The organism is Nocardia sp. 149-1B (assembly GCF_057747975.1).
This window is the reverse complement of sequence record NZ_CM173233.1, coordinates 3383415-3395014: the sequence shown is the minus strand read 5'-3', so window position 1 is coordinate 3395014 and position 11600 is coordinate 3383415. Positions and strand designations below refer to the sequence as shown.

General features: G+C 70.2%; 11 protein-coding genes. 5 read left to right on the top strand and 6 right to left on the bottom strand.

Annotated elements, in window-relative coordinates:
- Window positions 1–56 precede the first annotated feature (56 nt).
- Window positions 57–2888 carry a preprotein translocase subunit SecA gene (secA, locus tag AC3ANS_RS16195; RefSeq protein WP_488296511.1) on the top strand — a complete coding sequence of 944 codons (2832 nt, stop codon included), beginning with the start codon at window positions 57–59 and terminating at the stop codon, window positions 2886–2888.
- A 173-nt stretch (window positions 2889–3061) separates the two neighbouring features.
- On the opposite strand, the gene AC3ANS_RS16190 is transcribed toward secA, so the two are convergent.
- Both AC3ANS_RS16190 and AC3ANS_RS16185 read right to left on the bottom strand, forming a co-directional pair.
- Window positions 3062–3577 (bottom strand): Rv3235 family protein, encoded by a 516-nt coding sequence (locus AC3ANS_RS16190; RefSeq protein WP_488292608.1) that lies wholly within the window; start codon window positions 3575–3577, stop codon window positions 3062–3064.
- The gene (locus AC3ANS_RS16185) at window positions 3574–4209 is read right to left on the bottom strand and encodes a LysM peptidoglycan-binding domain-containing protein (RefSeq protein ID WP_488292607.1); all 636 of its coding nucleotides are present in this window, start codon (window positions 4207–4209) and stop codon (window positions 3574–3576) included. Before AC3ANS_RS16185 ends, AC3ANS_RS16190 begins: the two co-directional genes overlap by 4 nt.
- A gap of 111 nt (window positions 4210–4320) precedes the next feature.
- Here AC3ANS_RS16185 and AC3ANS_RS16180 point away from each other — a divergent pair, with 111 nt between their 5' ends.
- On the top strand, window positions 4321–4854 hold the full coding sequence (locus tag AC3ANS_RS16180; RefSeq protein WP_488292606.1) for a hypothetical protein: 534 nt from the start codon (window positions 4321–4323) through the stop codon (window positions 4852–4854).
- A 22-nt stretch (window positions 4855–4876) separates the two neighbouring features.
- On the opposite strand, the gene AC3ANS_RS16175 is transcribed toward AC3ANS_RS16180, so the two are convergent.
- From AC3ANS_RS16175 to AC3ANS_RS16160, 4 genes are read right to left on the bottom strand one after another with little or no spacing between them, the layout of a single operon-like run.
- Entirely contained in the window at window positions 4877–5215 is a 339-nt protein-coding gene (locus AC3ANS_RS16175; protein ID WP_488292605.1) for a sec-independent translocase, read from the bottom strand.
- A 3-nt stretch (window positions 5216–5218) separates the two neighbouring features.
- Window positions 5219–6382, bottom strand: a complete 1164-nt coding sequence (locus tag AC3ANS_RS16170; protein WP_488292604.1) for an Mrp/NBP35 family ATP-binding protein — start codon at window positions 6380–6382, stop codon at window positions 5219–5221.
- A gap of 11 nt (window positions 6383–6393) precedes the next feature.
- Window positions 6394–6936, bottom strand: coding sequence for a DUF1003 domain-containing protein (locus tag AC3ANS_RS16165; RefSeq protein ID WP_488292603.1), 543 nt, complete (start codon window positions 6934–6936; stop codon window positions 6394–6396).
- Window positions 6929–8203 (bottom strand): magnesium transporter MgtE N-terminal domain-containing protein, encoded by a 1275-nt coding sequence (locus AC3ANS_RS16160; RefSeq protein WP_488292602.1) that lies wholly within the window; start codon window positions 8201–8203, stop codon window positions 6929–6931. The genes AC3ANS_RS16165 and AC3ANS_RS16160 overlap by 8 nt, the downstream gene beginning before the upstream one ends.
- Before the next feature lie 231 nt (window positions 8204–8434).
- Here AC3ANS_RS16160 and AC3ANS_RS16155 point away from each other — a divergent pair, with 231 nt between their 5' ends.
- The 3 genes from AC3ANS_RS16155 to AC3ANS_RS16145 all read left to right on the top strand — a co-directional run bounded on the left by AC3ANS_RS16155 (window position 8435) and on the right by AC3ANS_RS16145 (window position 11599).
- On the top strand, window positions 8435–9529 hold the full coding sequence (locus AC3ANS_RS16155) for an endonuclease/exonuclease/phosphatase family protein (protein ID WP_488292601.1): 1095 nt from the start codon (window positions 8435–8437) through the stop codon (window positions 9527–9529).
- Between the two features lie 37 nt (window positions 9530–9566).
- Entirely contained in the window at window positions 9567–10007 is a 441-nt protein-coding gene (locus AC3ANS_RS16150; protein ID WP_488292600.1) for a PIN domain-containing protein, read from the top strand.
- A gap of 263 nt (window positions 10008–10270) precedes the next feature.
- On the top strand, window positions 10271–11599 hold the full coding sequence (locus AC3ANS_RS16145; protein WP_488292599.1) for a phospholipase D-like domain-containing protein: 1329 nt from the start codon (window positions 10271–10273) through the stop codon (window positions 11597–11599).
- The last annotated feature ends 1 nt before the right edge of the window (window position 11600 follow it).

Genomic DNA, 11600 nt, shown 5'->3' with positions numbered 1-11600 from the left:
GGTAGAGTGAGCGAGGTCTGTCTACCCCATCCAGGAGTCCGTGCCTCGTGCCTGCCATTCTCGACAAGATCCTCCGCATCGGCGAGGGCAAGATCCTGCGCCAGCTCGAGGCCATCTCCCAGGCGGTCAACGCCATCGAGGACGACTTCGTCGCGATGAGCGACGCCGAGCTCCAAGGCATGACCGCGGAGTTCAAGGAGCGGCTCGCCAACGGCGAGACCCTCGACGACATCATGCCCGAGGCCTTTGCGACCGTCCGCGAGGCCGCGCGCCGCGTGATCGGCCTGCGACCCTTCGACGTCCAGGTCATGGGCGCCGCGGCGCTGCACCTCGGCAACATCGCCGAGATGAAGACCGGTGAGGGCAAGACGCTGGTCGCCGTGCTGCCGTCATACCTCAACGCGCTGTCGGGCAACGGCGTCCACATCGTCACCGTCAACGACTACCTGGCCAAGTTCCAGTCCGAGATGATGGGCCGGGTCCACCACTTCCTCGGGCTCTCCGTCGGGGTGATCCTGCCCGAGATGCGCCCCGACCAGCGGCGCGAGGCCTACAACTGCGACATCACGTACGGCACCAACAACGAGCTCGGCTTCGACTACCTGCGCGACAACATGGCGGGCTCGATCGAGGAGTGCGTCCAGCGCGGCCACAACTTCGCGGTCGTCGATGAGGTCGACTCGATCCTCATCGACGAGGCGCGGACCCCGCTGATCATCAGCGGGCCCACGCAGGACGAGGTGCACTGGTACGCCGAGTTCGCCAAGATCGTCAAGACCCTCGTCCGCGACGAGGACTACGAGGTCGACGAGAAGAAGCGCACGATCTCCGTCCTCGAGCCCGGCATCACCAAGGTCGAGGACCACCTGGGCATCGACAACCTCTACGACTCGGTCAACACCCCGTTGATCTCGTTCATGAACAACTCCATCAAGGCCAAGGAGCTGTTCCACCACGACAAGGAGTACGTCGTCATCAACGGCGAGGTACTCATCGTCGACGAGCACACCGGCCGCATGCTGGCCGGCCGCCGCTACAACGACGGCCTGCACCAGGCGATCGAGGCCAAGGAGGGGGTGGAGGTCCGCGAGGAGTACCAGACGCTCGCGACCGTCACCCTGCAGAACTACTTCCGCCTCTACGAGAAGCTCTCCGGCATGACCGGTACGGCCATGACCGAGGCCTCCGAGTTCGACAAGATCTACAAGCTCGGCGTGGTCCCGATCCCGACCAACAAGCCGATGGCGCGCGTCGACCAGCCGGACCTCGTCTACCGCACCGAGGAGGCCAAGTACGACGCGGTCATCCAGGACATCGCCGAGCGGCACGAGAAGGGCCAGCCGGTCCTGGTCGGCACGGTCTCGGTCGAGAAGTCCGAGTACCTCTCCGGCAAGCTGAAGAAGCGCGGCATCCCGCACTCCGTCCTCAACGCCAAGGTGCACGCCGACGAGGCCAAGATCGTCGCGCTGGCCGGTCACAAGGGCGCGGTCACCGTCGCCACGAACATGGCCGGTCGAGGCACCGACATCATGCTCGGTGGCTCCGTGGAGTTCCTCGCCGACGCCGAGCTGCGCAAGCGCGGCCTCGAGCCTGCGGGCGAGACCGCCGAGGAGTACCAGGCCGAGTGGCCGGGCACCCTCGAGCGGATCAAGGCCCAGGTCGGCAACGAGCACGACGAGGTCCGTGAGCTGGGCGGCCTCTACGTCGTCGGCACCGAGCGCCACGAGTCCCGCCGCATCGACAACCAGCTGCGTGGTCGGTCCGGCCGTCAGGGTGACCCGGGCGAGTCCCGGTTCTACCTGTCGCTCCAGGACGAGCTGATGCGGCTGTTCAAGTCCGAGTGGGTCGACCGGGTCCTGCAGGTGCTCAAGATCCCCGACGACGTCCCGATCGAGAACAAGCGGGTCACCAGCGCGATCGCCAACGCGCAGGGTCAGGTGGAGTCGCAGAACTTCGAGTCCCGCAAGAACGTCCTAAAGTACGACGACGTCATGGACCGGCAGCGCAAGGTGATCTACGCCGAGCGCCGCGAGGTGCTCGAGGGCAAGGACCTGCAGGAGCAGATCCGCACGTTCATCGACGACACGATCGCCGGCTACGTCAACGGCGCGACCGAGGAGTTCGCCGAGGAGTGGGACCTCGACGCACTGTGGACGGCGCTGCGCCAGATCTACCCGGTGGGCGTCGACTACCACGTGCTGGAGGAGGAGGTCGGCGGGCGGGCCAACCTGGATCGCGACGAGCTCATCGCCGTGCTCCAGAAGGACGCTCACGAGGCCTACGACCGCCGCGAGGCCGAGGTCGGCGAGACCGTGATGCGCGAGCTCGAGCGGCGTGTCCTCCTCTCGGTGCTCGACCGCAAGTGGCGCGAGCACCTCTACGAGATGGACTACCTCCGCGAGGGCATCTACCTGCGGGCCTACTCCCAGCGCGACCCGCTGGTCGAGTACCAGCGCGAGGGCTTCGAGATGTTCGCCGCGATGATGGACGGCATCAAGGAGGAGGCCGTCGGCTTCCTGTTCAACCTCGAGGTCCAGGTCGACGTCGAGGAGGAAGAGGACGAGGAGGAGGCCGAGGTCATCGAGCCGATGCGCCAGGCGGTGCCGGCCTTCGACCAGTCCGGCGAGCAGGTCTCGGGCCCGTCCCGCGAGGCGCCGCAGATCCGCGCAAAGGGCCTCGAGCGGCCCAACACGCCGAGCAACCTGGCCTACTCCGCGCCCAGCGAGGACGGCGAGGCCGAGGTCAAGGGTGTGACGGCGTCCAACGCCGACGACGAGTTCTCCGGTGTCGGCCGCAACGACCGGTGCCCCTGCGGGTCGGGCAAGAAGTTCAAGCAGTGCCACGGCCGCCCCGGTGGCCCGACGGGACTGACCGCCCGCATCAGCTGAAACGACGGCCACTGACGAACGGCGGTGATCTTCGGATCGCCGCCGTTTGTCGTCTCACCGGGTTTCGGCGGGCCTCGAAGCCATCGGGATTGACGGACGGCGGTGATCTTCGGGTCGTCGCCGTTCGTCGTCTCACCGGGTTTCGACGCGCTCGCGCGACCTCGTTTCACTGTTCAAGCCCACTCCAGTGCGGTGCAGCACCAGCGCTGGTCGACCGCCTCGAACCGCGCGGCCAGGGCACGCGACCGCTCGCCGTAGCGCACGTGGGCGCTCACCTCGACAGTGCTTTGGGTGAGGAAGCAGGTCTGCACCCCGAGAACCTTGGGCCGCACCGGCTGCACCCGACCTTGGCCGGGCTGGTGACGGCCGGCCCGGGCCACGAGCTGGGCGCGGCGCTCGAGGTTGTCGAAGACCTCGCGTGTGCTCCAGCGCAGCAGCTGGGTCACCGGACGGTCGCCGCCGACGATCTCGACCGCGGCCTGGATGTAGCGCCGCGCCCACAGCTCGAGCCCGCGCCGCAGCGGCTGCTCGATCGCGATGACGTCGGCCGAGGGCCGGCCGGTGACCGGTCCGGGATCGGGCGGGTCGTGGCGAGGTTGGAGGTCGAGCGCGAGCGTGCCCTGCACGCTGGCCATCGGCACGGGCGGCCGCAACGCGACGACGTTCTGGTCGAGGGGGTGATCGGTCACGGTGTCTCCTCTGGTCGGTCGGCAGGGAGCCGAAGGTGGGTCGCGGGATGGATCAGGCCCGGGTCGTCGCCGATCACGGGCCGGTTGAGGTCGTAGATCTCGGGCCAGCGGCTCGGGTCGCCGAGATGTGTCGCCGCGAGGTCCCAGAGCGTGTCGCCGGGCCGGACGACGATCGACCGCGTGGCCGGTGGAGTCCTCCGGACGGGGCCGGTGCCGATAGAGGCTTGGGCAGGCAGTCCGACCGCGCGGTCGGGGAAGGGCAGGCCGGCCACCGCGGATGCCGGCCCGTGGTCGGTGTGCACCTCTCCGGGGGTGGCGTGGGCGGGGGCGACGAGCCCGGCCGCCAGCCCGGCGCCACAGGCGGCGAGCACGATCCGTCGTAGGGGAGCGGGCACACCTCGGGTGCGGGGCGCCCGCCCCTGGGCCGCCTCGAGGATCGTCAGGCTCGAGGCGAGCCAGAGCCAGCCGATGCCGAGGATCGCTACCGCCGCGCACAACCGCACGAGCAGGTCGTCGAACGCCGGGTCCGGCGTACCGACGACCGCGACCGGAACGAGCCAGCGGACCGCCGCGGCGGCGACCGCGGTGCCGGCGGCCCAGACGCCCAGGCAGCGCAGCGGAGAAGGAGCCATCCCGAGACCTTCGATTCATGCGTTTGCGTGCGTTTACGTCAGAAGACGCCTTTTTGAACACGATGTCAACGGGTTCTCCACAAGCGCGCTCTGTCGTGGGAAGGTCGGTCCATGGCCTGGGAGGACGAGTTGTTCGCGGTGCTCGACGACCTGGAGCAGCAGGCCGAGGCGGCCTACGGCGCCGAGCGGGACGCCGAGCTCGCCGACCGCAGTCGTGCGGAGTACCAGCAGGTGACCCTCGCCAGCCGGTTGATGGCCTCGCTCGGCGCACCCGTGCGGCTCGAGGTCGCCGGCATCGGCGTCGTGGCGGGCACGCTCGACCGGGTCGGCACCGGCTGGTGCCTGGTCGCCGGCCACGCGCAGGACTGGGTGGTGCGGCTGGACGCCGTCGTCACGGTGCGCGGTGCGTCAGAACGGTCGCTGCCGGAGGTCGCCTGGTCGCCGGTGGCCCGGCTCGGCCTCGGGTCAGCGCTGCGCCGGGTGGCCGACGCGGGGGAGCGGTGCATCCTGCACCTGCTCGACGGCTCGACCCATGACGCGATCCTGCGGCGCGTGGGCGCCGACTTCGTCGAGGCCGTCGAGGGTGAGGGCCACGTCGTGCTCGTGGCGCACACCGCCCTGGCGGCGGTGCAGAGCCGGGAGTGACCTGGCGGTCAGACGGGGTGGCTCAGGTCGCGTCGGGGTCGTACGGCGGAACCTCGCCGTCCAGGAGCGGTCGCTGGCCCCGGCGGGGCGGGCGCGGGGCCACCGGTTCGTCGTCGTCCTCGAGGGCCTCCGCGAGGTGCCGCCTCACGATCTCGCGCGGGTCGAGGTCGCGCAGCTCGAGATCGGCGTACTCCGGCCCGAGCTCGGCTCGCAGCTCGTCACGCGCGTTGTTGGCCAGCACCCGCACCCGGCGGACGATCTGACCGGCCTGGCGGGCGAGCTCGGGGAGCTTGTCGGGGCCGAACACGAGCACCGCCACGAACGCGAGCACCGCGAACTCCGGCAGGCCGACCCCGAACACGCGTCAGAACTTACTGGTGGGGGTGAGTCCGAGCTGCATCCCGGCCAGTCCGCGGCCCCGCCCGGACAGCTTCTCCGCGATCGAGGTCAGCGCCGCTGCGCCGGGCGCGGTCGGGTCGGAGTCGACGATCGGCTTGCCGGCGTCGCCGCCCTCCCGCAGCGCGGTGTCGATCGGCACGCTGCCGAGCACGGGGACGTCGTAGCCGAATCGCGTCGAGAGGGTCTGCGCCACCCGCTCCCCGCCGCCCGCGCCGAAGATCTCCAGCCGGTGGTCGGTGCCCTCGGCCGCGCAGTGGGGGCAGGGGAGGTAGCTCATGTTCTCGACGACGCCGACCACGCGCTGGTGCATCATCGAGGCCATCGTGCCGGCCCGCTCGGCTACCTCGGCGGCGGCCTCCTGCGGGGTGGTCACGACCACGACCTCGGCACCGGGCAGGTGCTGGCCCAGCGAGATCGCGACATCGCCGGTGCCGGGCGGCAGGTCGAGCAGGAGCACGTCGAGGTCGCCCCAGTAGACGTCGGCGAGCATCTGGAGGAGGGCGCGGTCGAGCATCGGGCCACGCCAGGCGACGACCTGGTCGCGCCGCGGCTTGAGCATGCCGATCGAGATCACCGAGACCCCGCTGGGCGTGGGCACCGGCATGATCAGGTCGTCGACCTGGGTGGGTCGCTGGTCGGCGATCCCGAGCATGGCCGGGACCGAGTGACCGTAGATGTCAGCGTCGACCAGGCCGACCTTGAGGCCCTGCTTGGCCATCGCCAGGGCGAGGTTGACGGTCACCGAGGACTTGCCGACGCCGCCCTTGCCGCTCGCGATCGCGAACACCTTGGTCAGCGAGCCGGGCTGGGCGAACGGGATCTCGCGCTGAGCCTGCCCGCCGCGCAGCGTCTCCTGCAGGCCGCTGCGCTGCTCGGCGGTCATCACGCCCAGGGTCAGGTCGACGCCGGTCACGCCAGGGACCCGGGTGACGGCGGCGGTGACGTCGCGGTTGATGGTGTCCTTGAGCGGGCAGCCGGCCACCGTCAGCAGCACGGTGAGGTGCACGGTCCCGGCCTCGTCGATCTCCACCGAGTCGACCATCCCGAGGTCGGTGATCGGCCGCTTGATCTCCGGGTCGTTGACGGTCGCCAGGGCGGCGTTGACGTGCTCGAGGACGGGGGTGCTCATGATCCCCGAGTCTAGGTGGTGGCCGGTCCGGGCTCGTCCTCGGCCGGGTGAGGCTGGACACCCTCCTGGGCGCGCTCGTCGAGCTCGCCCAGCAGCGCGCGCAGCTCCGAGCGCAGGAAGTCGCGGGTCGCGACCTCGCCGACGGCCATCCGCAAGGAGGCGACCTCGCGGGCGAGGAACTCCATGTCCGCGTGGGCCCGGGCGTTGGCCTGCCGGTCCTGCTCGGCGACGACCTTGTCGCGCTGCTCCTGCCGGTTCTGCGCGAGCAGGATCAGCGGCGCGGCGTACGACGCCTGGAGGCTGAGCATCAGCGTCAGGAAGATGAACGGGTAGTCGTCGAAGCTGCTCCCGCCCGGGATCACGGTGTTCCACACCACCCACGCGACCACGAACAGCGTCATGTAGATGAGGAACTTCGCGGTCCCCATGAACCGGGCGAACTGCTCGGCGAAGATGCCGAACGTGTCGGAGTCGTACGACGGTCGGCGCACCAGCGTGCGACGGGTCTCCTTGGGGGTGTCCAGCCGGGCGCGGGGGTGACGCGGCTCAGCCACGGCGCACCCCCTGCGAGCGGTCGGTGGAGCGGATCGCCCGGTCGCGCCAGTTCTCCGGGAGCATGTGGTCGAGCAGGTCGTCCACGCTGACGGCGCCGAGCAGGTGGCCGTTCTCGTCGACCACGGGCGCCGCGACCAGGTTGTACGTCGCGAGGTGCGCGGCCACCTGGTCGATGGTCGCCTCGGGCTTGAGCGGGTCCATCGAGTCGTCCAGCACGCCGGCGACCAGGGTCGAGGGCGGCTCGCGCAGCAGCCGCTGGATGTGCGCGACCCCGAGGAACCGGCCGGTCGGAGTCTCCAGCGGCTGCCGGCAGACGTAGACCAGGGCGGCCAGCGCCGGCGTGAGGTCAGGGTTGCGGACCTGGGCGAGCGCGTCCGCGATCGTCGCGTCGGGCCCGAGGATCACCGGCTCGGGCGTCATCATCGCGCCCGCGGTGTTCTCGACGTACGACATCAGGCGCCGCACGTCCTCGGCCTCCTCGGGCTCCATCAACGCCAGCAGCACCGCAGCGGTCTCGGGCGGCAGATCGGCGATCAGGTCGGCGGCATCGTCGGGGGACATCTCCTCGAGGACGTCCGCGGCGCGCTCGGAGTCGAGGTGCTCGAGGATCTCCACCTGGTCCTCCTCGGGCAGCTCCTCGAGGACGTCGGCCAGCCGCTCGTCGTCCAGCGCGGCTACGACGGCGGTACGCCGCTCGACCGGGAGGTCGTGGATCATGTTGGCCGCGTCCGCGGGGCGCATCTCGTTGAGCGCCGCGATCAGGTGGGTGGCGCCCTGGGTCTCCTCGCGGCGGGTCAGGCCCTCCACGTCGCGCCACTCCACGACGTGGCTCTGGCCGCGCCGGCGCAGCCCCTTGGCAGGCTCCTGCACCGCGACCCGGCTCAGCACCCAGTCGCGGTTGCGGGCCTGCTCCATCGCCACGTCGTAGACGGTGCCGGTGATCCCGGTGCTGGTGATCCGGACCGTGCGGTCGAGCATCTGCCCGATGACCAGCGTCTCGGTGGGGCGCTGCTCGAAGCGGCGCATGTTCAAGAGCCCGGTCGTGTACACCTGGCCGCTGTCGATGTTGGTCACCCGGGTCATCGGCACGAAGATCCTGCGACGGCCGAACACCTCCGCCACCATGCCGAGCACGCGAGGCTGATGCACCTCCGAGCGCACCGCGACGACGAGGTCGCGCATCTTGCCCACCTGGTCGCCCTGGGGGTCGAAGATCGGCAGCCCGACGAGGCGGGCCGCATACACGCGGGCAGGGGTGGTGCTCATTCGGGGTCCCCACGGAATCGTGAGACGGAGGAGCGAAGCGGGGGAGTCGCTCGATTGCGTGGGGTGGAGCTCACATACATGAACGCTACCGGCCGGACCGGGTGGGAGGGCTGCACCGTGCCGTCACGTGACCGGCCCGAATGTCTCAGGCTCCCGGGGTGCTGGCCGATGTGTCGTCATGGCCGGCGCCGGGTAGAGTGCTCGCGACCGCCGACCCGAGAGGACGTGAGGATGCCGAAGCACGCTGCCTCGCGTCCGGGTCCTCGCAGGGTCAGTGTCGCCGTCGTCACCGCGGCCGTCATCGCTGCGCTGGGTGTCGTCGTCGCCCTGGTGGCCGCCTTCCAGCTCAGCAACCCGCTCGAGCCCGCCGTCGCCGACATCGTCCAGGCCGACGCACCTCGCCCGAACGTCGCGGCCGCGAGCCCCTCGGCCAGCGAGACGCCCTCCGGGCCCCAGCAGGTCGTCCAGGCGCAGCTCGTGCAGCGCGTGCCCGCGCTGCACCGGCGGGCGGCGGCGAAGAACGGATCCGTCAGCCCGATGGCGCTGCGCCGCAAGGTCGAGCAGATCGTCCTGCCCGCGACATCGAGCTTCCGCATCGGCAGCCTCAACATCCTCGGCAGCAACCACACGCGCGGCGGTCAGGGCGGCTACGGCCCCGGGACCGACCGCGCGGTGATCTCCGCCGGCCTGATCGAGTCGCGAGGCATCGACATCGTCGGCTTCCAGGAGGTCCAGGACGACCAGCTGGTGGTGCTCCAGAACCAGCTCGCCGGCTACGGCATCTGGCCGATGCAGACCCTGGGCAACAACTCCCAGCGTCTGCAGATCGCCTGGCGCGAGTCCCAGTTCGAGCTGACCGACGCCGGCTCGGTCCCGTACGTCTTCGCCAGCCAGCGGATCCCGCTGCCCTGGGTCCGGCTGCACGACCGCATCACCGGCGGCGACTTCTACGTGATCACGACCCACAACTCCGCCGGGACGCTCGAGGGTGAGCGCGACGCGGCGACGAGCGTCGAGATCGCCCTGATCAAGCAGCTCCACGCGACCGGCCTGCCCGTGTACATCACCGGCGACATGAACGAGCACGAGGAGTTCTTCTGCCGCGCCGCGACGGAGGCCCTGATGACCGCCGCGAACGGTGGTAGCGGCTCCAGCGGCTGCGTGCTGCCCCCGCTGCCGCGACGCGTCGACTGGATCATGGGCACCAGCGAGATCGGCTTCTCGGGCTATGTCCAGGACGCCGCCTCCCTGGCGCGGGCCTCCGACCACTACCTGATCTACGCCGACACCTCGCTGACCAGCCCCGGCACCTCGCCCGCCCAGTGAGCCCCGCTGCGCGGCGCGGTCGCCTACTCTGGACGTCATGGTCGGTATCGCGCACGGTCTCGGGTCGCTCGCCCTCGTCCTGACGCTCGGCGGGCTCGTCGCGGGCTGCGGCTCCGACGAGTCCGGGTCGATCGCGCGCGACGAGCCCACCGCCACTCTGTCGTCCGGGTCTCCGGGGTCATCGACCTCAGCGTCCGTCTCCACGGAGCCCAGTCCCACCGAGACCTCGGCGCCGCCGGACTGGCCGTCCTGCGCGAAGGTGTGGGTCGAGGGTGCCGATCTCCCAGCGGGCTATGCCGGTTGTCTCGAGGGCGACGTCGCCGTGGCGGCGCAGGCGCGCAACTGCTCGGCGGGCGTCAAGCTCGTCACGTACGACGACCGCTTCTGGGGAGTCCCCGGCCACCGGATCAGCGCCGCGAAGGGCTCCCTGCGCACCGACCGGGAGTTCCAGCAGACCGTGGCGACCTGCACCGCCTGACCCCCACCCGAGACACCACCTGCCCGGGACAGGGCCGGGCGACACGCCCGTCGCGTGGGCGCTGAGATTCGGGTACGGCGTCGACCGTTGAGTACAGTGACGAGCGGTAATGGGTGCGTGCCGTCCGGTATCCCGCTCCGCGCATCGAGCTCGCGCTCGTCGGCGGATCGGATCGCGACAAGGGAGCTCACCGCCTCGAACAGTCGTTGGAGTGGGGAACTGCAGTGCGCAATCTTGGTCTTCTTGGGGTCGCTACGAGTGCCGTGTCGGCGCTCGTCCTCACCACGCTCGTGGGGGTCGGCCCCGCTCACACGGCCGCGCCGGCCGCCGCCGCGGCGCGCATCGTGGCCGCCGCACCGACCCAGGCGCCCCCGAAGTTCACGCCCCGTGCCGGTGTCACGTTCAACAACCCCTACGGCACCCAGGCCCAGCGTCGCGCGATCATCAGCAAGCTGCTGCGGACCATCGACAGCGTCCCGAAGGGCGGAGAGATCCGCATCGCCTCGTGGAACGTGCGCAGCAACAACATCACCGCGGCCCTCGTGCGCGCCCACCGCCGGAACGTGTCCGTGCAGGTCGTCATGGACTACTCCAACGCCAACCCGGAGAACCCCAACATCGACGTGCAGCACCTGCGGGAGGGGCTGAGCAAGGGGAACAAGAGCCGCAAGCCGAGCCGCCGGAGCTGGCTGGTCGAGTGCAGGGGCGCCTGCCGCGGACCGCACGGCATCGCCCACACGAAGTTCTACCTCTTCAGCCAGGCCGGCAAGGCCCATGACGTCGTCATCTACGGGTCCAACAACGCGACCGAGCTCGCCGCCAGCATCCAGTGGAACGACGTGCTCACCATGGTCAACCAGCCGCGGATGTACTCCGACTTCGAGGGTGTCTTCCGCGAGATGGCCAAGGACCGCAAGCCGAAGGGCGGCGGCTACCGCGAGTTCACCTATCCCGGACTGACCGCGGTCTTCTACCCGAACGCCGGCAAGGACGCCCCCGAGGGCGATCCCGACCTGGCGCGGCTGAACAAGATCCGCTGCACGGGCACGACCGGGGGCGTCGGCTTCAACGGGCACACCAAGATCCGGATCGCGCAGACCGCGATGCACGGTGAGCGCGGGATCCGGCTCGCCCAGCGGCTCGCGACGATGCAACGCCGGGGCTGCGACATCCGCATCGTCTACGCGATGTTCGGCAACGAGGTGCTCCAGATCCTCCGTGGTGCCGGCATCGGCCTGACCCACCTCGCGTGGGACAGCAACGAGGACGGCATCTACGACCGCTACCTCCACATGAAGACGATGGCGGTCGCCGGCGTCTACGGGAAGAAGACCGACGCCTTCCTGACCGTCAACGGGTCCGCCAACCTGACCTCGGTCGCCCAGATCAGCGACGAGATCGTCGGCATCAGCGAGCGCCCGGCGCTCACCCGCAAGTACATCAACTGGATCGACTACCTCTACCACCACCGCCCGGCGTCGTGGGGCGCCGACACCGGCACCAGCACGGGCACCGGGGAAGAGCGCATCGTGGCGCGCCGGGCGCGCGCGGCCGGGGTCGATCCCTACGCGTTGATCAAGAAGGACCTCTGAA